This is a genomic window from Pseudomonas sp. Root329, assembly GCF_001424925.1.
GTDB lineage: Bacteria > Pseudomonadota > Gammaproteobacteria > Pseudomonadales > Pseudomonadaceae > Aquipseudomonas > Aquipseudomonas arabinosi.
Genome location: NZ_LMCV01000035.1, coordinates 1 through 25,011 on the forward strand (window position 1 = coordinate 1; position 25,011 = coordinate 25,011).

A 25,011-nucleotide genomic window follows, 5' to 3' on the forward strand; every position below is an offset into this window, starting at 1 on the left:
AGCCTGGGCGGACGTGGCGCCCCAGGCATCAGCCGCCGCGTGGGCAGCGTCCAGGGCCTTTTCGATGTCTTCGGCCGTGGAACGCGGGAATTCGGCAAGCGGTTGGCCATTCACTGGCGAGGTATTGGTGAAGTACTGACCTTTAACAGGCGCGACGAACTCGCCGCCGATGTAGTTGCCATAACGGGACTTGAAGGAAACGATGGCACTGGGAGTGCCAGGTTGGGCGTAAATCATGATGAGGCTCTCTTGTTGTTATCCGTTGCGGCCGTCCGTGGACGGCCACTGTCAGCTTCAGCCGCCGTATGGCGTCAGGAACCCTGAGGAGTTTCACCGCGCGCAAGGCGGGCATTGATGTCTTCGATGACTGCCGGCAACTCGACGATGGTGTCGATCAGATAGTGCGGGCGAGAGCCTTCGAACATCTTGATGATGCGGGCACGTTCTTCGGCCAGCTTGTCGGAGGGCAGCGCCTTGTACTGATCGTAGGTCAAGCCCAGTGCGTTGCCGGAGCAGGTCAATGCGACTGTCCACATACCTGCGCTACGACCTTCGAGAATGCCGGGCCACGTATCGTCGACCTTCACGCAAGCCGCGACGTCACTGATCCCCAAGGCGATAACGTTGGCCAAGGCCTGAGCAGGGTGCGGGCGACCATTAGGCACTTCGTCGGTCGCTACCACATGGTCGGCGACGTAGCCGTTCTGTCGCGCCAGCTCCACCACTTTTGCCATGACGACTGCCGGGTAACCGGAACACGAACCGATTTTCAGGCCCTTGTCGCGCAAGGCACCGATGGCATCCAGTGCTCCGGGAATCACGGCGGAATGCAACGCGATCTTCTCGATTTGCAGCGGCATGAAGCGCTCATAAAGCGCCGTGACATCATCATCGGTCGGCAGGCGATCAAAGACCGCACGGTAGCGTTCGGCGATCTGTGGCTGGTTGCATAACGTGCGGATGTGATCCCACTTGCCCATGCCCATGGGGCCACGTGCTTCCTCCAGCGAAACGGCTACGCCAAACTCGCCGAACGCTTCGACGAAAATTTGAGTTGGGGCGAAGGAACCGAAATCAACGACGGTGCCCGCCCAGTCCAGAACAACGGCTTGCAGATGAGTGGGTTGTTTGTAGTGCATGACGAATCTCCATTTTTGGGTATGGGTAGGCCGTCCCTCTCGTCACCAGGAGGTAAGCCTATTGAGTGTTGAAACGCGTTACGGAATCAGGTTGTCGGTATTGGGCTGGAGTCGAACAACTCCGCGATCATTGGCCGGTTCCTTCGAATACCCAGGCAGCACAGGTGGTAATCGATCGAAAACGGATGATTGACGAAGGTGATCGGCTTGGTGCCCGGCGTTTCGGCGTACTCGACGGCCGAAACGAAACCGATGCCGATGCCCTTGGCGATGGCATGGACAATGGCTTCACGACTGTTCAACTGCATGACGCAGTTCAGGGCGACGTCCAGGCGCTTGCAGCTCTCTTCCACCAGTTGGCGTGTGCGAGAGCTTTTTTCACGAAGGACCCACTTCTCGCTGCTGATCTGCTCGACATGCACCTCTTTCTGGCTGGCCCAGGGATGGTCGTCGCGGACGACGGCAATAATCGGATAGCGTCGATAAAGCTGAGTATCAAAGCGCTGGTCGAATTCGGAGAGCGCAAGAATCGCCACATCGATGTCGAAGTTGAAGAGACGATCCAGTGTTTCTTTTTCAGGAGAGAACGACGTTTCCAGCTCGATGTCCGGATGCCGCTGCATCAATTCGTAAGTCAGGTTCATCGCAATGGGAGGAGAGACCGCCCCCAAGCGCAGCATGCCTGTCTTGCGTTGCTTGAAACTTTGCAGAAGTTGCACGGCTTCATCCTCTTGGCCGAATAGCCCCTGGGTGATCGCATAGAGCTTGTGTCCCGCCGAACTCATTTCGATAAAACGGCCTCGACGATGAAAGAGTTCCACGGAGAACTTCTTCTCCAGCGCATTGACCTGTTCACTGACAGTCGGCTGACCAACGCTCAGGTACTCGGCGGCGAGGGTGAAACTGCCGGTCTTCGCCACCGCATGAAAGGAACGTAACCACTTGTGGTACTGGTACATAGAAGATCCTGTTCCTGAGTCGTTGCCTGTCTACAAGCATCCATGCTGCGCAATCAGCGTCTGATGAACAACGCGACCGCCGCACTGCACAGGCATGCAGCGGTGACCACGATGAAGATCAATGAAGTGTTGCCGGTACTGTCGAGCATACTGCCGATCAACGGTTCCGCCAGGCCGGCGAACAGATAGGACGAGAAGTTCATCACGCCGGTTGCCGTGCCAGCTCGCTTTGCGCCGACCAGGTCTGGGCAGAGCGCCCAGAAACTCGACGCCGGGCCGTAAACGAAGAAACCACAGAGGAACAGCGCCACCAGGCCAATTGCGCTATGAGGCGGGAGGCTCCACATCCACAGGCTGGTCGCTGCACCGAGGAACATGTAGAGCATGATCGCCAGGTAGCGTTTGGAGCCGAACAGCTTGTCCGAAACCCAGCCATTACTGAGGGCGCCGATGGCCATGCCCACCGGCAGGGCAACCGTAATCCACTTCGGATCGATCATGCTGTCGCCGCTTTTCCAGTTGGCACCCAGAAAGTGCACCGGCACCCAGACGATCAAGCCATAGCGAGCAGCGTTCTGGAATCCCAGGGATACCGCGGCGATGATCAAACGAAAGTTCTTTAGAACGGCTTTGTAGCGTTGCGCGGACGATTCGACTTCACCGTGTGCCACTTCGTGGTTTTTGTCATCGGCATTGGCTACGCCGGTATCGGCGAGCGGTTCGAAACCCATGTCCTGCGGACGTTCACGGGCCACCAGGTAGAAGATGATGCCGCCAGCCAGCATCAGCAGCACGGGCAACCGAAAGATCCAGCGCCACTCCAGATGCATCACCTCAAGCACAACGATTGAGGTCACGTAAGAAAGGACAGAGGCGCAACCGGCGGCAAACACGTAAAAGCCATACACCTTGCCGCGCTCGCCGGCACTCCACCAATTGGAGATGAGTCGACTCCCGGGCGCCCAGCCCAAGGCCTGGAAGTAACCGTTGAGACCCCAAGGCAAGATCAGAGCGGTAAAACCACTGGCGAAGCTGGTCACCCAGTTGGCGGCGCAGGACAGTACGGCACCGGCGGTCATGATGCGTCGGCCGCCGAATTTGTCCGCGAGGTTGCCGTTGATGGCCTGGCCAATGGCATAGGCCCAGAGCATGGCCGCCGAAGCCCACCCTAGGTGCTCCTTGGTAAAGCCGAACTCGGCCTGGATACCCGGAATGGCGAAACCGAATGTCTGCCGGCCGGTGTAGAAAAACAGATAGCAGAACATCGCCGCCAGCAGCATGCGCCACTGGGCTACTCGGAACGATGAGGTGCGCACTGCGAGTCCAGGCATGGTTTGGGCACGATTCATGATCTTTTCCTTATTATTGTTCGGTCCCCCCGAATGGTGTCGGAGGGTGCACTCTTTTGTGGGTGCGGCAGGAAATCGTCGCGGCTCGTCACGCCGCTGACAGTGCTTGGTTGGGGTTGGCAGGCGCTAGGCCGCCTGTGAGCCGATGAAGTTTTTGCCTCTGGCGCCCTGCATGGCGAAATTAATCATTTCCTCGGCTTCCGATGGCGTTACACCGTAGTCGGCAAACTCCGTCTTCACTCCCAGGCTATGCAGGAACTCGCGCAATTGGTCTTGAGCGCTCTGCAGGTCGTTGCCGAATATTCGCTGAAGGGTTCGGTCGCGCGCTTCGTCGTGACCCCAGGCGAGGCCCAACACCAGCGGCAGAGTGAAGGAGCAGGCGATACCATGCGGCAGGCCGTAGCGCAGGGTCATTTCGTAAGAAATCGAATGGGCCAGTGCAGTTTTGGTATTGGAGAATGCCAACCCTGCCTTGAGTGCAGCCAATGCCATGCGCGAACGTAGTTCCCTGCTGGACAAGTCATGACGCAGCAGCGGCAGGCATTCCAGGATGTCCTCGATGGCGGAGATGGCGAAGGTGTCCGAGATCGGGTTGGCATTGATGTTCCAGATCGACTCCAGCGCATGAGACAGGGCATCCAGGCCCGTTGAAACAGTGACCCCCGCCGGAACCGTCAGCATTAACTGCGGATCGACAATGGCCACTTTCGGCCAGGTGCTGTCCAGGTGCAGAGAGTATTTCTTGTGGCTTGCCGAGTCCCAGATGGTGGCCCAAGGGGTAACTTCACTGCCGGTACCCGCCGTGGTCGGGGCTGCAATCAGTAACTTGCTACGCGCCGGGACGAAGGGTTTACCCGTTGCCAGCAACGCGAGCAATTCATCAAAACGACCCGACTCAGTGCCCACGATCAACGCCTTGGCGGTGTCGATGGCGCTGCCTCCGCCCACAGCGATGACTGCGTGGCATTCGCCGGCCTCCTGCCAAAAGCGCTCATACGTATCGCGCAGTTGAGCCACGTCCGGATTGGGCTGGACGTCCTCGATGACGTACACCAATCGGTCGCCCAGCAGGTCCTCAATACGATCGACCAATCCCAGCCCGCGAGCTTCGGGAAAAGTGACAAGGGCGACCTTTTGGTTTTCGGTGATAGAGGCAAGCTCGAGAAGGCTGCCCCAGCCGAAACGTGTATCAACTGGATTGTGGAATCGGGCAGTCATGGCGGGTCCTTTGTTTTTGTTGTTGGAGGTGGCCCCATACTCCGGGGACGCCGACGCCAGCTCAAATCGATAATTCGCAGGCTTCTATCGGCTGAACCGATACCGAGGTCAGAGTGAAGGCTTGCTCGTAACCGGCTCGGCATCGCCCATTTGGACTAGGCAGCCCTGACGTTTCTGTCGTGTGCCGCTGGCACCAAACTCGAAGGCCAGAGGGGTGTCGCTTCATGCGTGCCCCGCCTAACGAGCAGAAGGCGCCGCGATGGAGTTTGCATTCAGCGACGAACAGGAAATGATCCGCGCATCGGCCGAGGGCTTTCTCGCCGATGTCTCGGATTCTGCCGCCGTGCGAGCGGCGATGGTCAGCGAGCGAGGTTTTGACGAGGCGCTCTGGCAGCGTCTGTGCCGCGAAATGTACTGGCCGGCGATTCATATTCCCGAAGCGTACGGCGGCCTGGGACTGGGCTTTGTCGAACTGTCGATTTTGCTGGAACAGATGGGCCGGCGCTTGCTGTGTTCGCCGTTCTTCGCCACCGCCTGCATGGCCACACCCGCGCTGTTGCTGGCCGCCAATGAACAACAAAAACAACGCTGGTTGCCCTTGATCGCCGACGGCAGCCTCACCGCTACGCTGGCCTTCAGCAGCGCCAACGGCTGGGCGGCCAAGGATGTTCAGGCCACGGTGGTGACTGAGGGCGAGGGTTTTGTGCTGGATGGAACCCTCAATCATGTGCTCGACGGGCACAGCGCTGAGCTCTTGATCATCGCCGCACGGGTTCCCGGATCGACTGGCGAGGCGGGCATCAGCCTGTTCGCCGTGGACGTGGACCGGGCGGGGATCGAGCGTCAAATGTTGCCGACCATGGACCAGACCCGGCGTCAGGCTCGGGTTCAGCTCAAGGGGCTGTACCTCAGCGCTGACTGCCTGCTCGGTGAGTTCGGCTCGGGCTGGCCACACCTGGAGCGGGTGCTGCAACTGGCTTGCATCGGCCTGGCTGCCGAACAGACCGGTGGCGCGCAGCAGGTGCTCGACCTGAGCGTTGCCTATATGCAGGAGCGCCAGCAGTTCGGTCGGCCCATCGCCAGTTTTCAGGCGCTCAAACACCGCGCCGCCGACATGATGCTGCAGGTCGAATGCGCACGTTCGGCCAGTTATTACGCGGCCTGCGTGGCCCAGGAAGTCCTCGATCCTGAAGGCGACCCGCAGGTGGCCGCCGAGCTGCCGCTGGCGGCGGCGCTGGCCAAGGCGCAGTGCTCTGAAACCTATTTCCACTGCGCGTCCGAGTCGATCCAGTTGCATGGCGGCGTTGGTTTCACCTGGGAATACGATCCGCACCTCTACTTCAAACGCGCTCGCGCCAGTGAAAGCTTTCTCGGCGCACCTGCCTGGCATCGAGAGCGCATTGCCGTGGCGATTCTTGGGGAGCAGCCATGAAAATCAGTTTCAGTGAGCAGGACGAGCGCTTCCGTCAGGAAGTGGCCGACTGGTTGAGCGCTAACCTGTGCGGTGAATTCGAGCCCCTGCGTTTTCGCGGCGGCCCGGGTGACGAACATATGTTTCCCGAGGAACGCAAAGCCTGGGAACGCAAACTCGCCGAGGGCGGCTGGACGTGTGTGGGCTGGGCGCCGGAGCACGGTGGGCGTGGACTGTCGATCAGCCAGCAAGTGATTTTCCACGAAGAGTACGCCCGCGCTGGCGGCCCGGGACGCATGGGGCATATCGGCGAAGGGCTGGCCGGACCGACCATTGCCGCGTTCGGCACTGCCGAGCAGCAACAGCGCTTTCTGCCGGGCATCGTCAACGGCACGTCCTTCTGGTGCCAGGGCTATTCCGAACCGGGGGCCGGGTCCGACCTGGCCAACGTCAAGACCCGCGCGGTGCTTGATGAAGCCCGCGGCACTTGGGTGATCAACGGACAAAAAGTCTGGACCTCCCTGGCCCATGAGTCGGACTGGTGTTTTGTGATCGCCCGCACTGAACCGGGCAGCGTTGGCCATCGCGGCTTGTCCTTCTTGCTGGTGCCCATGGCCCAGACGGAGATTAGCGTGCGGCCTATCGAGCAGCTCACAGGCACCTGCGAGTTCAACGAAGTGTTCTTCGATGATGCCTGCACCGACGCCGCCAATATCATCGGCGCGCCGGGTGAGGGCTGGAAGATCGCCATGGCGTTGCTCGGTTTCGAGCGCGGGGTATCGACCCTCGGCCAGCAGATGCAATTTCACAATGAACTGAATGAAATCATCGCCATCGCCCGGGCCAATGGCGCCGCACGCGACCCGATCCTGCGCCAGCGTCTGGCCGAGGCCTGGAGCGGGCTGCGGATCATGCGCTACAACTCGTTGCGCATGCTGTCCGGGGCGCAGGACGGTTCGCTGCGCAAAGAAGCGACCATCTACAAACTGTTCTGGTCCACCTGGCACGCCAGCCTCGGCAAGCTGGCGATGGACGTCCTCGGCGCCGAGGCGGAACTGCTGGAAGCCGCGCCCTATCAACTCACCCGTTTGCAATCGCTGTACCTGTTCAGTCGCGCCGACACCCTCTACGGCGGCAGCAACGAGATCCAGCGCAACATCATCGCCGAGCGCGCCCTGGGAATGCCCAAAGAGCCGCGCCTGCGCACCTGACCAAGGAGTTTTCCATGTCTGTTCCTCACTATGTTGCGGGTCACGGTTTGCTGCGTGACAAGTCAGTGCTGATCACGGCCGCGGCCGGGGCCGGTATCGGTTTTTCCGCCGCGGTGCGTGCCGCCGAGGAGGGTTGCCGCGCCTTGATGATCAGCGATATCCATGAAGGCCGGCTGGCAGAAGCGGTGTCGAAAATCCGCGACACGACCGGTCTGCAACAGGTCTTCGGTCAGGTCTGCAATGTCGCTGACGAAGCTCAGGTTCAACAGCTGATTGCCTGCGCCGAGCGCGATCTGCAGGGTGTCGATGTGCTGATCAACAACGCCGGTCTTGGTGGTTCCCGGCTGCTGGTGGACATGACGGATGAGGAGTGGAACCGAGTCCTCGATGTGACGCTCACCGGCACTATGCGCATGACCCGTGCGATGTTGCCGAAGATGATCGAGCGGCGTGCCGGGGTCATCGTCAACAACGCTTCGGTGCTGGGCTGGCGGGCGCAGAAAGAGCAGTCGCACTACGCCGCGGCCAAGGCCGGGGTCATGGCGTTGACCCGTTGCGCCGCGGTCGAGGCCGCCGACTATGGAATCCGCATCAACGCGGTGAGCCCGAGCATTGCGTTGCACGATTTCCTGCGTAAGTCCGCCCCTCAGGCAGTGCTTGATCAACTCGCCGCCAATGAGGCGTTTGGTCGTGCCGCCGAGGTCTGGGAAGTGGCCAACGTGATGATGTTTCTGGCCAGCGACTACAGTTCCTACATGACCGGCGAAGTGTTGTCGGTTTCCAGTCAGAGGGCATGAACATGTCACGTATTTTCGACTCGCCCCTCGCCTTGCACGATGCCGTGGGAGAGGTGCTGGGCGTCAGCGACTGGCTGGTTCTCGCGCAGGACCGCATCGACCGGTTCGCCGAGGCGACCGGTGATCACCAGTGGATTCACGTCGATCCGCTCAAGGCAGCCAGCGGTCCCTTCGGCGCCTGCATCGCCCATGGTTATCTAAGCTTGGCGTTGGTCAATCTGTTTTTACCGCAGATCGTCGAGGTGCGCGGCATCGCCATGGGTGTCAATTATGGCTGCGAGCGGGTGCGCTTTCCCACGGTGGTGCGTGTTGGCTCGCGGGTGCGCGGCAGTGCGCAATTGATGGCGGTCGAGGAGGTCAAGGGCGGCGTTCAGGCGACCATTCGCGTCAGCGTCGACATCGACGGCGAGGAGCGTCCCGGCTGTGTGGTCGACACCATCAGCCGTTACTACCCCGCGTGAACCCTTTAACAGAACATTCGAGGAATCCAGCATGAAAGAAGCCGTCATCGTTTCGACCGCCCGTACCCCGATCGGCAAAGCCTTTCGCGGTGCATTCAATGACACTGACGCGCCGCAGCTCGGCGGCCATGTGGTGCGCGAAGCCGTGCGTCGCGCCGGCATCGAGCCGGGCGAAGTGGACGATGTGATCATCGGCGCAGCAGCGCAGCAGGGCACGCAGTCTTATAACCTCGGGCGCCTCTGCGCGATTGCCGGCGGCTTGCCGACCTCGGTCGCCGGGATGGCCGTCGAACGCCAGTGTTCATCGGGGCTGATGAGCATTGCCATGGCTGCCAAAGGCATCATGTGCGACGAAATCGACATTGCCGTGGCCGGTGGCCTGGAGTCGATTTCGTTGGTGCAGAACAAGCACAAGAACCTGTACCGCAATCAGTCAGCCTCGGTGATTGAGCTGGATCCGCACGCTTATATCCCAATGATCGAAACCGGCGAGATCGTCTCCACACGCTACGGGATTTCCCGCGAGGAACAGGACGAATACAGCTACCAGAGCCAGGTGCGAACCGCGTTGGCCCAGAGTAATGGATTGTTCGACCGTGAACTCGCGCCGCTGACCAGCCGCAAGGCGATCTTCGACAAGGCCAGTGGCGAAACCCGCTACGAAACCGTCACCTTGCTGCGCGACGAGTGCAACCGCATCGACACCACCCGCGAAAGCCTGAGTGCGCTGGAACCGGTGTGGCCGGGCGGTCAGTGGAGTGAAAAGGGCCGCTTCATCACGGCCGGCAACGCCTCGCAACTGTCCGACGGTGCTTCGGCCTCGGTGTTGATGAGTGCCAAATTGGCCGAGAAGCGTGGCCTGGAGCCGCTGGGGATTTATCGCGGGATGGCGGTCGCCGGCTGCAACTCCGACGAGATGGGCATCGGCCCGGTCTACGCCATCCCGAAACTGCTCAAGCGCCATGGCCTGACCGTGGACCACATTGGCCTCTGGGAGTTGAACGAGGCGTTCGCCTGTCAGGTGCTGTATTGCCGCGACACCCTGGGCATTCCCGCTGAACACATGAACGTCAACGGTGGTGCGATTTCGGTGGGGCATCCTTTCGGTATGTCCGGTGCGCGGATGGTCGGTCACGCGTTGGTCGAGGGGCAGCGCCGTGGATTGCGTTACGTGGTGGTGAGTATGTGCATCGGCGGCGGCATGGGTGCTGCCGCACTGTTCGAGGTGGTCTGAATGGTCAGTGCACAACAGATTCAAGCGACGATGGCGCGTTATGTGGAATTGGTGGACGCCGGTGACATCGACGGGATCGTCGCGCTGTATGGTCAGGACGCGGTAGTCGAAGACCCCGTCGGCCAACCGCCGATTCGGGGCCTTGTCTCCGTCGAACGTTTCTACCGCGAAGGGCTGGGCGCGAGCAAAGTCTCGGCGACCCTGACCGGCCCGGTTCGGGCGACGTTGAACGGTTGTGGGGCGATGCCATTTCGGGTTGACATGGAGTGGGCCGGGCAACCGTGCTCGCTTCATGTGATCGATGTGATGGAATTCGATGCGGACGGCAAGATCCGCTCGATGAAAGCCTATTGGAGCGACGTCAACATGGGCCCGCAGCCCTGAGACGATTCCCTGTAGGAGCTGGCGCAGCCTGCGATCTTTTGATCTTGATCTGGTCGGCGACGCAGATATCGCCAAGATCGCAGCCTGCGGCAGCTCCTACATTGACCGGTTACACCCTGAGGGCGTGGGAATATTCCGCATTCTGCGTCTGCCCGGTTTCGTAGTAGGCCTTGAGGTTCTCGGCAATCTCACGCACGACGTTGTTGAACGCCTTCGTCAGCAACCATTCCACCAGCCGGCCACCGCGCAGGCTGTAGTTCATTTGCGTGGTAATGCGCGTCACCTCACCCTCGGCCTGCAAGGCATAACTGAAGCTGGCTTCGCGGAACGGGAAGGGCGCGCCGCCGCTGGCCTTGTGCAAAATCAGCACAAAACCGACACCGTCCTGCCATTGCACCACGCTTTCATCCAGCCACTGACCACCCTTGCGAAATACCCGGCGACTGGCGCCAACCCCTTCGCGTGCACCGGGATGAAACTGGCAACCGGTCAACCCCGGCACGTAATGCGGGGCGAGGCTCAGGTCGCGCAGTTTGGCCCACGCGGCTTGTGGAGTGAGGTCGAGCAAGACGCTGTGGCGGGCAATCGCGGGCATGTTGGAATTCCTCTTGTTCAATGGGATTGCGCCGCGTCGAGAAACGCCGGGCGTTCGCCACCACCGTGCACGGTGATGTCCGCGCCGCTGACATAACGTGCCAGCGTTGATGCCAGGTACAGACAGGTATCGCCGATGTCTTCCGGAGCCGCCAGGCGTTGCAGCGGGATGGTGGCCGCCACCCGGGCAATGCCCGCCCGATCGCCATAATGCATGGCCGCCTGCTCGGTGAGAATCAACCCGGCCGTCACAGCGTTGACCCGCACCTTGGGCGCCCATTCCACCGCCAGCGAACCGGTCAGGTTCAGCAACCCGGCCTTGGCCGCGCCATAGGCAGCAGTGCCGGGCGAAGGGCGGGTCGCACTGACGCTGCAAATATTGATGATTGCGCCACCGTCGGCTTGCGCCTGCATCACCTTGTTGGCCTGCTGACAGAGATTCAGCGGCGCCAACAGGTTGAGGCGGATGATCGCTTCGCTAAAGCGCGGCGAGGCACTGGCCGCGTCGGCATTCGGTGAACCGCCGGCATTGTTGACCAATACATCGAGGCGACCGAAACGCTCGACGATACTGTCGATCAACCGCCCGGACTGCTCGACATCCCGCAGGTCGCAGGGCAGAAACAGCGCCTCGCGCCCAGCGCTGGCAGGCAGGGTGTCCGGTGCTTCGCGACCGCAGATCACCACGTCGGCACCACAGTCGAGAAAACGCTGACTGATGCCGCGACCGACGCCTTTGCCACCGCCGGTGACCAGTACCACTTTGCCGCGAAAGTCCATCGGATCAAGCATGGGATGCCTCGTTCTGTCGCTCGGGAATGCTGCGATGCTAGGTCCACAGCCTGAGCCGGCCAACGTCCGAAAAGACTAGGGCGGCGTAGTCCTGTCGGACGATGTTGTTTGCCCGGGCGCTCGGAATAATCCGGCGACAACAACAGGCCGGGAGGACACCTTATGAGCGCATCAGCGCAAGGGCACTTCGTTACGCTGCCACAGGGTTTGCAGCTGCACTACTTGGATATCGGCGGGCGTGACATCGGCAGCGGCGAGCCGGTGATTTTCATTCACGGCAGCGGGCCGGGTGCCAGCGGTCACAGCAACTTCAAGCAGAACTACCCGGTGTTTGCCGCGGCAGGCTACCGGATCATCGTCCCCGACCTGCCGGGTTATGGCGCTTCAGATAAGCCAGACACCCTCTACACCCTGGACTTCTTTGTCGCCGCCTTGAGCGATTTGCTCGATGCCCTGGATATCCAGCGATGCGTGCTGGTCGGCAATTCCCTGGGCGGTGCGATCGCGATCAAACTGGCCCTCGACCAGCCGCAGCGGGTCAGCCGGCTGGTGCTGATGGCGCCCGGCGGCCTGATGGAAAAAGAACAGTATTACTTGCAGATGGAAGGCATCCAGAAAATGGGGGCGGCCTTCGCCAAGGGTGAACTGCACGATGCGGGCGGAATGCGTCGGCTGCTGGCGCTGCAACTGTTCGATGAGTCGTTGATCAGCGACGAGACGGTCAATGAGCGGGTCGCAGTGGTGCGCCAGCAACCGGTCTGCGTGTTGTCGACCATGCAAGTACCGAACATGACCTCGCGCCTCGGCGAGTTGCAGTGTCCGATCCTCGGTTTCTGGGGCATGAACGACAAATTCTGCCCAGTGTCTGGCGCGCAAACGATGATGCAGCACTGCCAGAACATTCGCTTTGTCCTGCTCAGCGAATGCGGGCATTGGGTGATGGTCGAGCACCGTGAACTGTTCAACCGCGAGTGCCTGGCGTTCTTTGAGGAGGCTCGCTCATGAGTGAACAACTGCGCCATCAATACGGTGAAGAGCTGTATCAGGCGTTGCTGAGCGGCACCACCCTGGCGCCGCTGACCGAGCGCTGGCCATCGATCAGTATCGAAGACGCCTACCATATTTCCCTCTACAGCATCGAACGCCGGGTGGCCGCCGGTGACCGGATTGTCGGCAAGAAAATCGGGGTGACGTCGGCGGCGGTCCAGCAAATGCTCAATGTGCATCAACCGGATTTCGGCTTCATCACCCGGCAGATGTCGTTCGCCAATGACGCGCAAATCTCCCTCGTCGCGAACAAGCTGATCCAGCCCCGAGCCGAGGGCGAGATTGCCTTCAAGCTCAAGCACGATCTGATCGGCCCCGGTGTTACCGAAGCCGACGTGCTGGAAGCGACCGAATACGTGATGCCGTGCTTCGAAATTGTCGACTCACGGATTCATGACTGGCGGATCCGCATACAAGACACCGTCGCCGACAACGCCTCTTGCGGTGTGTTCGTGTTGGGCGATGTTCAGGTCGATCCACGGACGCTGGATTTGCCCAACTTGCGCATGCGTGTGTTCAAGAATGGCGAGCCTCTCAGCGAAGGTTTGGGCTCGGCGGTGCAGGGTAATCCGCTGACGGCCGTGGCCTGGCTGGCCAACACCCTGGGCGCCTTCGGTATTCCGTTCAAGGCCGGGGAAATCATTCTCTCAGGCTCTTTGGTGCCGCTGGAGCCTGCGCGTGCGGGCGACCTTTTTTCTCTGACCATCGATGGCCTGGGCAGTGCCCAGGTGTCCTTCTGCGCCTGACCTGTGGGGTTTAACCGGATGAGCAAGAAACTCAGAGCGGCCATTATCGGCCCGGGCAATATCGGCACTGACCTGCTGATGAAAATGTACCGATCGGAATGGATCGAGCCGGTGTGGATGGTCGGCGTCGATCCCGAGTCCGAGGGCTTGAAACGCGCCCGCGAACTGGGGGTGAAAACCACAGCCGAAGGCGTCGACGGATTGCTGCCCCATGTACTCGACGATGATATTCGCATCGCCTTCGATGCCACCTCGGCCTACGTACACGCGGAAAACAGCCGCAAGCTCAACGAACTGGGGGTGATCATGATTGATCTCACGCCCGCGGCCATCGGCCCGTTCTGCGTGCCACCGGTCAATCTCAAGGAACACGCGGCAACGTTGGCAATGAACGTCAACATGGTGACGTGCGGTGGCCAGGCGACCATTCCGATGGTCGCGGCAGTGTCGCGGGTCCAGTCGGTGAGTTACGGCGAGATCGTCGCCACCGTGTCCTCCGGTTCGGTCGGCCCGGGCACTCGCCAGAACATCGACGAATTTACCCGCACCACGGCCGGTGCGGTCGAGAAGATCGGCGGCGCCCGATGTGGCAAGGCAATCATCGTCATTAACCCGGCCGAGCCACCGCTGATGATGCGCGACACCATCCACTGCCTGACGGATGACGAACCGAATCAGGACGCCATTCGCACCTCGGTGTTGCAGATGGTCAAGGAAGTGCAGCGTTATGTTCCCGGCTACAAGCTGATCAATGGCCCGGTGTTCGATGGGCACAAGGTGTCGATTTTCATCGAAGTCGAAGGCCTCGGCGACTTCCTGCCAAAGTCCGCCGGCAACCTGGACATCATGACTGCTGCGGGGCTGCGTACCGCCGAGATGTTCGCCGAAGAAGCCCACAAGGGCACCCTGCAACTGCCCGTCCGTTGAGTGGAGAATTGCCATGAATTTGCAAGGTAAGAGCGTCCGTCTGCACGACATGAGCCTGCGCGACGGCATGCATGCCAAACAGCATCAAATCAGCCTGGAACAGATGATCTCGGTAGCGACCGGTCTCGATGCGGCCGGCGTGCCGTTGATCGAAATCACCCACGGCGATGGCCTGGGCGGTGCATCGCTGAACTACGGTTTTCCCGCCCACAGCGACGAGGAATACTTCGCGGCGGTGATCCCGCGTATGAAACAGGCCAAGGTCTCGGCGCTGTTGTTGCCGGGTATCGGCACCCTCGATCATTTGAGAATGGCCCATGAACACGGGGTGTCGACCATTCGTGTGGCCACCCACTGCACCGAGGCGGACGTTTCCGGCCAGCACATCGGCATGTCAGCGAAGATGGGCCTGGATACTGTCGGCTTTCTGATGATGGCGCACATGGTCAGCGCGGAAAAACTGCTGGAGCAGGCGCGGTTGATGGAGAGTTATGGGGCCAACTGCATTTACTGCACTGACTCGGCGGGCTACATGCTGCCTGATGAAGTCACTGAGAAAATCGCTGCATTGCGAGCTGGGCTGAGTGCCGGGACCGAAGTCGGTTTTCACGGTCACCACAACATGGGCATGGCGATTGCCAATTCCCTTGCCGCGATCGAGGCGGGCGCCGCACGTATCGACGGTTCGGTGGCGGGGCTGGGCGCAGGGGCGGGCAATACGCCGCTCGAAGTGTTTGTCGCGGTGCTTGAGCGGATGGGCGTCAACAGTGGCATCGACCTGTACCGGATCATGGACGTTGCCGAAGACCTGGTAGTGCCGATGATGGACCAGCCGATCCGCCTCGACCGCGATGCGCTGACCCTGGGTTACGCCGGGGTCTACAGTTCGTTCCTGTTGTTCGCCAAACGTGCCGAGCAAAAGTACGGCATTGCCGCACGTGAGCTGCTGGTGGAATTGGGTCGACGCGGCACCGTCGGCGGTCAGGAAGACATGATCGAAGACCTGGCGCTAACCCTGTCACGTTCGCGGGGTGTCTTGCCAACCTGATCTGGCGACAGCACAAAAAAACCACCGGCCTTGCTTGCAGGCCCGGTGGTTTTTTTATGGGAGCAGATTACGCACCAGCGGGGGATAGCAATTGATGGCACTGGCCGAGCAACTGAAGAACGCGGTGGTCGGTCGGTAGGCTTCATTCTTGAACAGCTGACACAGACTGGCGGTGCTGCCAGCGCAGACGATGATGAACAGGGCACAGGTGGCTTTTCGCATAGCGAGCCTCGACACGGATTTTATTGTTGTAGAGGCAAGGTATTGCGGCTGGCGGAACGTGGCTTCGTCCGAATGGACTACACAGGCCCCTTGTGGGAGCGAGCCTGCTCGCGATGGCGGTGTGTCAGGCGACATCAATGTTGAATGTGCCGGCCTCATCGCGAGCAGGCTCGCTCCCACAGGTTTTGAGTGTTGTCTGGGATTGGGGGCAGCCGCGCCGGGCGAGGGCGCCCATGGCCATGAACAGTGCAGCAATGGCCCGCGCTTCATTGAGTTCGCCGCGGGCCACCAGGTCGGGGATCTGCGCCAGCGGCACGCGCAGGCATTCCAGCGGTTCGGGCTCGTCGCCGACCAGTTGGCAGGGACTCAACTGTTCCGCCAGCACCACCCGGTAGCGATGGCACAGGTGACCCGGTGCCAGGGTCAGTTCGCCCAGTTCGCTGAGGCGTGCAGCGCGCATCCCGACCTCTTCGCAGAGTTCGCGTTGCGCCGCTTGCAGATAGTCTTCATCAGGCTCCGCGCCGCCCTTGGGCAGGCCGAGCACGATTTTTTCGACACCGACCGCATATTCACGCACCAGCAACACATGCAGCGGATCAGGCATCGCCACCAGCATCACCGAGCGATAACCGGTGCCGCGCAGACGCTCGTAAACCCGCTGTTGGCCGTTGCTGAATTGCAGGTGCAAAGCTTCGATCTGAAAATAGCCGCTTTCAGCCAGCAATTCAGTCTTGAGGATGGTTGGACAGTTGCGCATGGTCAGGCCCCTGGTTGGGATAAAGCCACTGTGCGCCGTGCCGGGATGGCCGCCATCGTCCGAGCGGACGAGGGCGGAGGTTGAACGCTAACCGAGGGTCGCCACGCTGCGCAGGATGAGCCGCACGAGCATGGTCTGGCGGGTCACGCCGGTCTTGGAGAAGGTCGATCGCAGGTGCGCCCGCGAGGTGTTGCGGCTGATACCCAGCTCCTCGGAGGCTTCGTCGAGGGTTAAGCCGTTGGCCAACAACATGGCCAGTTGAGTTTCGGCCGGGGTGAAGTCGAACAGTGCGCGGACGATCTCCTGTGGCGCGGTGGATTGTTGCTCCGGGTCGCTGATGAAAATCACCACGGTGGGGCACTGTTTGCCTTCGCTCCAGTCCGACAACGGCACCGAGCGCACGATGATCCCCAGGTCCGCCCGCCCGGACGGCCGTTGCACGCGCAGGGCTTCGACCACCGACGGGTTGCTGCTTTTTTGCGAGAGCAGCGATTGCTTCACCAGGCGCCGGAACTCTTGAGTGTCTCGCGCGGTGCCGACTTGCAGGCCGTCGTTGACCAGTTTGATGCCGTCCTTTTCCTGGATCAGCCGATCGGCGACCTGGTTGGTTTGCAGCACTTTGCCAGCCTCGTCGAGGATGATCGTACCGACCGCCAACTGATTCACCGCGCCGGCATAGAGGTTGCGCTCGGCTTCGATGCGATTGAGCTGCATGTGGATCTTGATCGAGCGTTCCAGGTGCGGAATGAAGTGCGTCAACAAGGCTTTCTCTTCGTTGCCGAAGGGCTTGTCATCGCGTCCGCGACTGATGCGGATACGGCACTGGGCGCCGTCGCAGGTGTTGATGTCGGCGCCGAGAATGTGGAACACATCCACCGGTTCGAGGAAATTCTTGTAGAACTCCGAGTGCTGCCAATCGTCGTTGGACACGAACTCGGCGAGGGTCACCACTTGGCGGTTGGGCAGGTCGACGAACGGGTCGAGGGTGAAAAAGTGTTTGTTATACGACGCGGTCGCCTCGGTCGACGTGCCAGTGGTGTTGACCATCAAGCCATCCACATGCGCGCTGGGCGGACGCAGGATGAAGGTCACGTACTTGCTTTCCAGGTACACGTTGAGCTGGTTGAGAAAGGTCGCCCAGGGAATGGTTTCCAGCGGTCCCTGATAGAGGTTGCCGATCAAATCACTGAACGTATCGAGGCTGAGGCTCTGCTGCATAGGGAAAACCGTTTTTATTATTAGCGTTGGCGGTGGCCGAGAATAAGCGCCGATATCGACTCCATGCAACGCTCGGGCTCAAGGCCTGACGGGCGGCTGCCGGTCAGGCGCAGGAAGCGCAAAAGGCCGCGGTGTTCAGGCCTGTTCGGTGGCGCGCACGACGAACCGTTTTTGCTCCAGCACGTCGGCCGAGAGCGCCGCGACGTCGGTGTAGAACTGCTCGTACCAGCGGCGCAGCTGATAGACCGGGCCATCACCGTCACACAGCAACGGGTTGTCGACGCGGGTCTTGCTGTGCCAGATCGTCACGTCTTCGTAGAAGGCTTCCTGTGCTTGCTGCACATAGGCCTTGGCCATCGCCTGATTCTGTTCTTCGCTAAGCCCCGGGATCTTTTTCACCAGTACGCCATAGCGCAGGGTGAAGCTGTCGAGGTCGATCGGCACATGGCAGTTGAGCAGGATCGAATGGATCGGCTGGCCATTCATCGCGCCGGTCATTTCGGTGATCTGGTAGGCCGGGCCGAAGTAGGTGGCCACGGTGCTCAACGCGCCGTCGCCGGACAAGCGCTCACTGCGGGCGCTCATGATCTGGGTGGCCAGATGGCCTTCGAAGACGTTGCTGAACGCCTCGACGGGTGCGCCATGCACCGTGCCGAAGTGCGCCATGTCGGCGATGTTGTCGATCAATTCGCGGCAATTGGTGCCGATCTGCAGTTCGGCGACTTCCCACGCGGCCCACTCGTCACTGAAGCAAGCGTCAATGCGCGGGATGCGTTGTTCAGGGAGCGGCGGGTTGCCTTCCGGGTCATTCCAGACGAACAGCAACTGGTTTTCCTCCATGAGTGGCCAGCTCTTGAGCCGTGCCCGTGGCGGAATGCGTTTGGCGTAAGGAATGTCATCGCAGACACCATCGGCACCCCAGCGCCAGGCGTGGAACGGGCAGCGAATCGAGTTGCCTTCAACGCAACCGGTACTGAGGTCGGCGCCCATGTGCGGGCAATAGCCATCCAGAATATGCAGCTCGCCGTCTTCGCCCTGAAAGGCCACCAGCCGGGTGCCGAACACCTCCAGGCGATGGGCCTTGCCGTCGCGGTATTGGGCGGCCAGACCCAGACAATGCCAGCCACGGGCGTAGCGGTCTTCCAGTAGTTTGGCTTCGATGCGGTGCAAGGTACTCATCTTATTATTCTCCCAGGGTTCACGGGCTTGGCGCCTGTCACGGATTCTGCCGCCCCTGTAGAAGCGGGCATCGTCTGAATGGACGATGGCCGGTTTACGCCCGCCCGCTCTACTGACGCCATTGGACCCAGTGCAGGAGTTGGCGATGAGCAATGAACAAGGGCCGGTCGCGGTGATTACCGGGGCCGCCAGTGGTATTGGCCGGGGTTTGGCCGAGCATGCGGCAAGGCTGGGGATGCGCCTGGTGCTGGCCGATCTCGATGGGCCGGGGTTGCAAGCGCTGTGCGATGAACTGCAGACGGGCGGTACGCAGGCGATTGCTTGCGTCACGGATGTTGGCGATCTGGCGCAAGTCGAGCGCTTGCGCGACATCGCCCTCGAGCACTTTGGCGGGGTTGATCTGCTGTTCAACAACGCCGGAGTGATGCAGACCGGCTACAGCTGGGAAATCACTGCGCAGCAATGGCAACGGATGCTCAACGTCAACCTCAGCGGTGTGATCAATGGCATTCGCAGTTTCGTGCCGCTGTTTTTGCGCCAGGGGCGGGCGGCCCATGTGATCAACACGGCGTCCCTCGCGGGCTTGCTCAGCAGCCCGTTGATGGCGCCTTACAACGTGACCAAGCAGGCCGTGGTCGCACTCTCGGAAACCCTGCACTACGAATTGAGCATGCTCGGTGTGCCGGTGTCGGTCTCGGTGGTGTGCCCCGGGCCGGTGGCCAGCGAAATCATGGCGTCGAATCAAGTGGTGGACGCGGCCGGTTCGTCATTCAGTCAATTGCTCGACAGCAGCATCCGCCAAGGCATGACGCCGAGCGAGCTGGCGGAGCAGGTGTTCGCCGCCATCGCCGAAAAACGCTTCTGGGTCTTTCCTCACAAAGGATTCAAACCGGCGCTGGAACGAAGGATGCAAAGCATCCTGGAAGAAACCAATCCGCAGTTTCAAATGACCGATGTAGGGGGAGATGCCCATGCCGCTCGATAAGCAGATCGCCGCAGTGCTCCAGCAGTTTCGCGACCTGCCGGAGCCCGACTTCAGCCAGCTCGATGCCGGGCAATATCGGCAATTTTGCGACAACCTGCTGCCCGCCATCCCCGGCGACCCGATGATCGAAGTGCGTCACTTGCGGGTCGCCGGCGCGGCGGGCGAGCTGGATGCGCGGCTGTATCGGCCACTGGAGCAGGACAACCTGCCGCTGCTGGTGTTCTTCCACGGAGGCGGTTTTGTCATGGGCAACCTCGACACCCATGACAACCTCTGCCGTTCGCTCGCCAGCCTGACGGAGGCGGTGGTGGTGGCGGTCGCCTACCGACTGGCGCCGGAAAATCATTTCCCGGCGGCCCCGCTCGATTGTTATGCGGCCACCTGCTGGCTGGTCGAGCACGCGTCTGAACTGGGCGTCGATGGCAGCCGACTGGGCTTGGCCGGGGACAGCGCCGGGGGCAACCTGGCGCTCGCCGTGAGTCGGCTGGCGGCGCAACGCCAGGGGCCGAAGGTTAGTTACCAGTGCCTGTTTTACCCGGTCACCGATGCACGCTGCGACAGTCAGTCTTATGAGGATTTTGCCGAGGGCTATTTCCTCAGCGCTGGAATGATGTACTGGTTTTGGCAGCAGTACCTGCAGGATGCCGATCAGGGGGATGATCCCTTGGCCTCGCCGTTGCGCGCCGACCGGTTGGTGGACTTGCCGCCGACCACCTTGATCAGCGCCGAGTTTGATCCTTTGCGGGATGAGGGCGAGGCGTTTGCCTTGCGCCTGCGAGACGCCGGCGTGTCGGTGCGCGTGCAGCGCTGCGAGGGCATGATTCACGGATTTATCAGCATGGCGCCGTTTGTCGAGCGGGCTGCGCAAGCCTTGTCCGATGCCGCGGCAGACCTGCGCAGGGCGCTATCTGGAGCGAACACATAACCTGTGGGAGTGAGCCTGTCGCGAAAGCGGAGTTACCCGCGRCRTAGATGTTGAWTGTGCCGGCCYCTTCGCGAGCARGCYCGCTCCMACAAGGGATTTAGGGTATTCACAGGCTGTGTGTTTACCGACGATCAACTGTGGGAGTGAGCCTGCTCGCGAAAGCGGAGTTACCCRYGGCATAGATGTTGARTGTGCCGGCCTCTTCGCGRGCAAGCYCGCTCCCACAGGTTTTGCGCTGTCTCAAGGTTTAACGTCTCGCAACATTTCCTTCGCCTGATCCTGCACCGCACCGGGTGCACTCATGTTGCCGTCGATCACGGTAATCACCGCATGCCCCTGCCACAACTGATACGCATCGGCCTGTTGCTGGGCGGCCGTCGGTGTCGGTGGGGCGACGAGGTTGACGTGCACCACGCCGTCGGCGCCGCGCTGGGAGGTGAAGTTCACTCGATCCCAATTGCCGATCGGGACAAAACTCACGCCTTTGACCTCACTGGCCGCCAGCGCCGGGTAATTGATATTCAACCCGCTGACACCCGGCAAACCGAGCACATTCAATTCGCAGTCGAGGTTGTTTTTTCCGCAAGCCTGTTTGGCTTGAGCTCCCACCAGGCTTGCCTGCTCGATGACCTTCACCGCAAACCGGGCGGTGTCGCCCATGGCTCCGAGGGTTTTGCGATAGCCGGCCTGTTGGTCGCGGATGATCAGGTCCATGTCGATGGCCGTCGACACCGCCACCGCCGGAATACCTTTGAACATCGCGCGGACCGCTGCGTTCAAGGTGCCGGACATTTGCGTCAGCGGGCCGACGTTTTCGCCAAAATTACTGCCCGACACCACCAGGTCTGGTGGATTGCCGTTGAGCAGCACGTCCAGGCCAACATTGACCGCATCCACCGGGGTGCCGATGGCGGAAGTCTTGCCCGGGGGCGGGGTGTAGCCCTCGGGTGGGCCGACGCAAAATTTTCCTGGCACCAACTCGGTCACTGCCAACGCCTGCCCGGGCACGACCACGCTTGCCGCGCTGATGCCACTGCTGTCGTTCAACGGGCCAACCAGCGTGACCTTGTGCCCGGCGGCGGTGAGGGCGCGGTACATCGCATCGATCCCGGGGGCACGGCAGCCATCGTCGTTGGTCAGCAGAATGTTCAAGGCGTTGGCCTGCATCGACAGACCGACGCTGGCCAGGGCGAGAGCGCCAACAAGCAGTTTGTTCATGGGAGAGTCTTCCGTGAAAGGATGGTTTTGAAAAAGCACAACGCCCCGACCGAATAAATCGGTCGGGGCGCGGAGGGGTTAGCGGGTGCCGAGTTTGCGCAGGTTGCCGGGGGTGAATTCGTCGTCAGTAAAAGCAGTGGCATTCAGCTTCGCGGGTTTTTGATCGACCAGCATGCGGTCCACCAGATACGAACCGGCGATCAGGTCGTGGTAGATCCCGAGGCGAGCGTGGTAGCGCTGCATCTCATAGGCGTAGATCGAGGTCTGCATGTTGGTGCGCCACAGTTGCCCACGGCTGTCGTAGTTGTCGGCGAGGGTGGCGGCCCAGGTGTCCTCGTCCAGGTACATCACGCGCTTGGCGTACACGTGGCGCGCGCCTTCCTTGAGGGTGGCTTGCAGTACCCAGACGCGGTGCTTCTCATAGCGCATGTACTGCGGATCAACGTGGCCGGTGGTGGCCAGAATCTGGTCCGAGGTCACGCTCGGGTCGTCGATCTTGTAGTTGTGGTACGGGATGTAGATTTCTTTCTTGCCGACGATGGTCCAGTTGTAGCGATCCGGCGCACCGTTGAACAAGCGGTCCTCGTCGTAGACCCGGAAGCCACCGGCCCCGGTCGGCGAGTCATAACCTACTGTCGGCGCACGACGGACCCGACGTTGTCCCGGGCTGTACTGCCAGGCCTGACGCGGCGACGCGGTGGGGTTGATGAACTCGTGACCGACGACGATCTCGCCTTTCTTGCGCACCGGTTCCAGCGTGGTGATCAGGAAGTTGGTAAGAATCCCGTTGGCGCTGTCCAGGGTTTTGTCCGGGCTGGACCAGATCGAGTAGATCTTGTAATTGACCTCTTCCAGTACCCGTTCCTTGTTGGAATAGACCACCGCTTGTTGGTAGTTGGCCTCTTCGGTATTGGCGCGCCCGGCGAGGGTGTGGTTGAACATCAGCTCACTGCCGTTTTTCGGAATCGGAAACGGTGAAGCGGCCCAGGCGTTTTGCGTGTCGTTATTGTCGTTGGACAGTTCGGCGGTGACCGCGTTTTTTTTCACGGCCTCTTCCAGGCGCTGATCGAAACGGAAGTCCCGATGGCTCGGGTACACCGGAATGTTGAAGGTCGCGGGGTAGCGTTTAAGCAACGCTTTCTGGCCATCGGTGAGGTTGTCGGCGTACTTGTCCATGTTTTTGGCATCGATCACGAACAACGGCTTTTCGGCCGCGTACGGGTCCGGGTACGGCGAACCGGGGCCGGCGTATTTGAGCTGCGGTGGCAGGCCGCGCCATTTACCGGTCCAGGCCGGGATGCTGCCGTCGGCGTTGCCGGCTTTCTCGGCCCCCATCGGGGTCAGGTCCTGACCCAGACGTGCGGCTTCTTCATTGCTGATTTTGGCCTGAACCAGGCCACTGCCGAGCAGGCTGACGGCCAACGCCGTGCCCAACAATGTGTGGGTGAATCTAGACATGCTGTGCTCCTCCATCAGGGGAATCAGAACCGGTACTTGAAGTTGAGCGCGACGTTGTCGCGGTCGGCCAACGGGCTGTTGTTGGCGTTGCCGAGGTAGGCGTTGTAACGGGCTTCGACGGTGAAGTTGCCGAGGTAACGCCACGAACTGCCGATACTGGCGCGGTTGTCGTTTTGGCCAGAGTTGATGGAACCCACCAACGAGCTGTCACCGTGTGCGGCGGCGCTGAAGGTGACTGGCACCGACATGTCCCAACCGCTGAACACGTCGTTGTAGTCAAAGTTCGCTTGCACCGTATAACCCCAGGCATCGCGGTCGTAGACCAGGCTGTCAGTGCCCGGCAGCGAGAAGCCGGGGGCCAGGTTTACCGAGGCGGACTTGTCGTTACTGAGCACGGTGTTGTAGACCAGCTCACCCGTCAGGGTGGTGTTATCGGCAAATGAAGTCGGGCCGACCACGTAAATCATCGACGTCTGCGCCTGCAGGGTTTTGCCGCGCACGGGGCTGGAGAAACCGTTGTCGACCATCACCGGCGAACCGTCGCGATAGCTGACTTCACCGGCCCAACTCACGCTGCCCAGTACGGTGGCGAAACTCGCGCCGAACAGGTCGATGTTGTCGAAATAGCGCACCCGGTAGTGCCCCAGGTCGGTCTGGAAATCCAGCGACGGGGTCTTGTCGTGATACCGCGAGTAGTAGATACCGAACTCGGTGTTGTTCAGCGACGCGGCGGCGTAGGTAAACGCGACACCGTACTGGCCGCTGTCGCTCGGCTTGTCGTCACCCAGGCGTGTCAGGAAACCGCTGGCGTCGTTGAAGCCACCCTCGTCGATGAAGTCGGTGGTGGAGAAGTAGCTACCGACGCCGAACAGCTCGGTCTTCTCCCATTTGTATTGGTAGTAGGCCTGGATATCGAGGCTGTCGGTCAGGCTGAACTGGGTGAACAGTTGGCCGACCGGCAACAGGATCTCCTTGACCTCGACGCCCGGCGTGGTCGCCTTGGTCGCATCCACCGGGCTCTGCGCGGCGGAAATGCCGGGGTAGAACAGGCTTTCACCCCAGCTCACCACCTGATTACCCAGACGTGCGTTGAAGTTGTGGCCACCGATGTCCCAGGTGCCGTACGCGTAGTAATCGAGCATGCGCAATTCATTGCGATGCTGGTCGATGGTGTCCTGGGAAAACCGGTCGGGACGGTTGCAATGACCGCCGGCGAAGCAGTTCGAGGTGCCTGTGTCGTTGTCGTTGCCCTGATCGTAAACGTTGTCGTAGAACCCCGTCCCCCGTAGGAACACGCCGTAGTCCTCACGCCATTTGATGTTGGCCTCGGTGAGAAAACCGCTGCGGTTGTTGATCAGGCTGCCTTTGTCGAACGCGTTGTCGCCATCGTTGCCGTTGGCATTGGCCGTCAGCTTGTGATCGCGAGACTCGGTCCGCCAGGCCAGGCTGTACGTCAGTGTGGTATCCCAGTCGACGCTCAAATCCTCGTTCGGCTGGAAACTCATGGCGCTGGCTTGACTGCCCAGTCCACTGGCCAGCAAGAGCATGGCCAGCTGTACGCGAGGGTGCAGCGATTGTGGGGCGATTATTGTTTTTATCATGTCGTCCTCATGCCCAGGTCAGACCTGCCCGACCTGCATTTCAGGGGGGTGATTGGTGCTGTGGGCGACTATGGAGTCAGCTTTGGGGCGCAACATCGTCCAAGCGGACTAAGCGATTTGCACGGGGCTGG

At 61.0% G+C, this 25,011-nt stretch carries 26 protein-coding genes; 12 read left to right on the forward strand and 14 right to left on the reverse strand.

What is annotated here, in order from left to right:
* The 5 genes from ASC74_RS24335 to psrA all read right to left on the reverse strand — a co-directional run.
* On the reverse strand, positions 1–237 hold a 237-nt coding region (locus ASC74_RS24335; protein ID WP_056744703.1), incomplete at its 3' end, for an aldehyde dehydrogenase family protein.
* A gap of 74 nt (positions 238–311) precedes the next feature.
* Entirely contained in the window at positions 312–1,139 is an 828-nt protein-coding gene (phnX, locus tag ASC74_RS24340) for a phosphonoacetaldehyde hydrolase (RefSeq protein ID WP_056744705.1), read from the reverse strand.
* A gap of 86 nt (positions 1,140–1,225) precedes the next feature.
* Positions 1,226–2,098: a LysR substrate-binding domain-containing protein gene (locus ASC74_RS24345; RefSeq protein ID WP_056744707.1), complete on the reverse strand. Its 873-nt coding sequence runs from the start codon at positions 2,096–2,098 to the stop codon at positions 1,226–1,228.
* 53 nt (positions 2,099–2,151) lie between these two features.
* Positions 2,152–3,447, reverse strand: coding sequence for an MFS transporter (locus ASC74_RS24350; protein ID WP_056744709.1), 1,296 nt, complete (start codon positions 3,445–3,447; stop codon positions 2,152–2,154).
* Positions 3,448–3,573: 126 nt separating this feature from the next.
* Complete coding sequence (gene psrA, locus ASC74_RS24355; RefSeq protein WP_056744711.1) at positions 3,574–4,665, reverse strand: iron-containing alcohol dehydrogenase PsrA; 1,092 nt, start codon at positions 4,663–4,665, stop codon at positions 3,574–3,576.
* A 259-nt stretch (positions 4,666–4,924) separates the two neighbouring features.
* Here psrA and ASC74_RS24360 point away from each other — a divergent pair, with 259 nt between their 5' ends.
* The 6 genes from ASC74_RS24360 to ASC74_RS24385 are packed head-to-tail and all read left to right on the forward strand — an operon-like array spanning position 4,925 to position 10,163.
* Positions 4,925–6,097 (forward strand): acyl-CoA dehydrogenase family protein, encoded by a 1,173-nt coding sequence (locus ASC74_RS24360; RefSeq protein ID WP_056744712.1) that lies wholly within the window; start codon positions 4,925–4,927, stop codon positions 6,095–6,097.
* On the forward strand, positions 6,094–7,287 hold the full coding sequence (locus tag ASC74_RS24365) for an acyl-CoA dehydrogenase family protein (protein ID WP_056744714.1): 1,194 nt from the start codon (positions 6,094–6,096) through the stop codon (positions 7,285–7,287). Before ASC74_RS24360 ends, ASC74_RS24365 begins: the two co-directional genes overlap by 4 nt.
* Before the next feature lie 14 nt (positions 7,288–7,301).
* Positions 7,302–8,084, forward strand: coding sequence for an SDR family oxidoreductase (locus tag ASC74_RS24370; protein ID WP_056744716.1), 783 nt, complete (start codon positions 7,302–7,304; stop codon positions 8,082–8,084).
* A gap of 2 nt (positions 8,085–8,086) precedes the next feature.
* Positions 8,087–8,545, forward strand: coding sequence for a MaoC family dehydratase (locus ASC74_RS24375; protein ID WP_056744718.1), 459 nt, complete (start codon positions 8,087–8,089; stop codon positions 8,543–8,545).
* Between the two features lie 31 nt (positions 8,546–8,576).
* Positions 8,577–9,779, forward strand: coding sequence for an acetyl-CoA C-acyltransferase (locus ASC74_RS24380; RefSeq protein WP_056744720.1), 1,203 nt, complete (start codon positions 8,577–8,579; stop codon positions 9,777–9,779).
* Positions 9,780–10,163, forward strand: coding sequence for a steroid Delta-isomerase (locus tag ASC74_RS24385; RefSeq protein ID WP_056744722.1), 384 nt, complete (start codon positions 9,780–9,782; stop codon positions 10,161–10,163).
* 109 nt (positions 10,164–10,272) lie between these two features.
* Here ASC74_RS24385 and ASC74_RS24390 read toward each other — a convergent pair whose 3' ends face one another.
* Positions 10,273–10,758, reverse strand: coding sequence for an SRPBCC family protein (locus ASC74_RS24390; RefSeq protein ID WP_056744724.1), 486 nt, complete (start codon positions 10,756–10,758; stop codon positions 10,273–10,275).
* Positions 10,759–10,775: 17 nt separating this feature from the next.
* Positions 10,776–11,549 carry an SDR family oxidoreductase gene (locus tag ASC74_RS24395; RefSeq protein WP_056744726.1) on the reverse strand — a complete coding sequence of 258 codons (774 nt, stop codon included), beginning with the start codon at positions 11,547–11,549 and terminating at the stop codon, positions 10,776–10,778.
* Between the two features lie 162 nt (positions 11,550–11,711).
* Here ASC74_RS24395 and ASC74_RS24400 point away from each other — a divergent pair, with 162 nt between their 5' ends.
* From ASC74_RS24400 to dmpG, 4 genes are read left to right on the forward strand one after another with little or no spacing between them, the layout of a single operon-like run.
* Positions 11,712–12,554, forward strand: a complete 843-nt coding sequence (locus ASC74_RS24400) for an alpha/beta fold hydrolase (protein ID WP_056744727.1) — start codon at positions 11,712–11,714, stop codon at positions 12,552–12,554.
* Positions 12,551–13,342: a fumarylacetoacetate hydrolase family protein gene (locus ASC74_RS24405; protein WP_056744729.1), complete on the forward strand. Its 792-nt coding sequence runs from the start codon at positions 12,551–12,553 to the stop codon at positions 13,340–13,342. The genes ASC74_RS24400 and ASC74_RS24405 overlap by 4 nt, the downstream gene beginning before the upstream one ends.
* Positions 13,343–13,360: 18 nt before the next feature.
* Positions 13,361–14,269, forward strand: coding sequence for an acetaldehyde dehydrogenase (acetylating) (locus tag ASC74_RS24410; RefSeq protein WP_056744731.1), 909 nt, complete (start codon positions 13,361–13,363; stop codon positions 14,267–14,269).
* Positions 14,270–14,282: 13 nt separating this feature from the next.
* The gene (gene dmpG, locus ASC74_RS24415; protein ID WP_046054844.1) at positions 14,283–15,317 is read left to right on the forward strand and encodes a 4-hydroxy-2-oxovalerate aldolase; all 1,035 of its coding nucleotides are present in this window, start codon (positions 14,283–14,285) and stop codon (positions 15,315–15,317) included.
* 54 nt (positions 15,318–15,371) lie between these two features.
* Here the strand turns inward: dmpG and ASC74_RS31890 are convergent, their stop codons facing one another.
* The 4 genes from ASC74_RS31890 to ASC74_RS24430 all read right to left on the reverse strand — a co-directional run bounded on the left by ASC74_RS31890 (position 15,372) and on the right by ASC74_RS24430 (position 18,693).
* Complete coding sequence (locus ASC74_RS31890; protein ID WP_177338880.1) at positions 15,372–15,539, reverse strand: hypothetical protein; 168 nt, start codon at positions 15,537–15,539, stop codon at positions 15,372–15,374.
* A 124-nt stretch (positions 15,540–15,663) separates the two neighbouring features.
* On the reverse strand, positions 15,664–16,296 hold the full coding sequence (gene nudE, locus ASC74_RS24420; protein WP_236713339.1) for an ADP compounds hydrolase NudE: 633 nt from the start codon (positions 16,294–16,296) through the stop codon (positions 15,664–15,666).
* An 87-nt stretch (positions 16,297–16,383) separates the two neighbouring features.
* Entirely contained in the window at positions 16,384–17,514 is a 1,131-nt protein-coding gene (locus tag ASC74_RS24425; RefSeq protein ID WP_046049814.1) for a helix-turn-helix transcriptional regulator, read from the reverse strand.
* Between the two features lie 135 nt (positions 17,515–17,649).
* Positions 17,650–18,693: a Rieske 2Fe-2S domain-containing protein gene (locus ASC74_RS24430; RefSeq protein WP_056744733.1), complete on the reverse strand. Its 1,044-nt coding sequence runs from the start codon at positions 18,691–18,693 to the stop codon at positions 17,650–17,652.
* A gap of 145 nt (positions 18,694–18,838) precedes the next feature.
* Between ASC74_RS24430 and ASC74_RS24435 the strand changes: the two genes are divergently transcribed.
* Positions 18,839–19,678, forward strand: coding sequence for an SDR family NAD(P)-dependent oxidoreductase (locus ASC74_RS24435; RefSeq protein ID WP_056744735.1), 840 nt, complete (start codon positions 18,839–18,841; stop codon positions 19,676–19,678).
* The gene (locus tag ASC74_RS24440) at positions 19,665–20,603 is read left to right on the forward strand and encodes an alpha/beta hydrolase (RefSeq protein ID WP_056744737.1); all 939 of its coding nucleotides are present in this window, start codon (positions 19,665–19,667) and stop codon (positions 20,601–20,603) included. Before ASC74_RS24435 ends, ASC74_RS24440 begins: the two co-directional genes overlap by 14 nt.
* 240 nt (positions 20,604–20,843) lie before the next feature.
* Here the strand turns inward: ASC74_RS24440 and ASC74_RS24445 are convergent, their stop codons facing one another.
* From ASC74_RS24445 to ASC74_RS24455, 3 genes are all read right to left on the reverse strand, one after another.
* On the reverse strand, positions 20,844–21,821 hold the full coding sequence (locus tag ASC74_RS24445) for a 5'/3'-nucleotidase SurE (protein WP_056744739.1): 978 nt from the start codon (positions 21,819–21,821) through the stop codon (positions 20,844–20,846).
* A gap of 78 nt (positions 21,822–21,899) precedes the next feature.
* On the reverse strand, positions 21,900–23,279 hold the full coding sequence (locus ASC74_RS24450; RefSeq protein WP_056744741.1) for a DUF1329 domain-containing protein: 1,380 nt from the start codon (positions 23,277–23,279) through the stop codon (positions 21,900–21,902).
* A gap of 23 nt (positions 23,280–23,302) precedes the next feature.
* A complete protein-coding gene (locus tag ASC74_RS24455) occupies positions 23,303–24,880 on the reverse strand; it encodes a DUF1302 domain-containing protein (protein ID WP_056744743.1) in 1,578 nt (525 codons plus the stop codon).
* Positions 24,881–25,011: the final 131 nt, after the last annotated feature.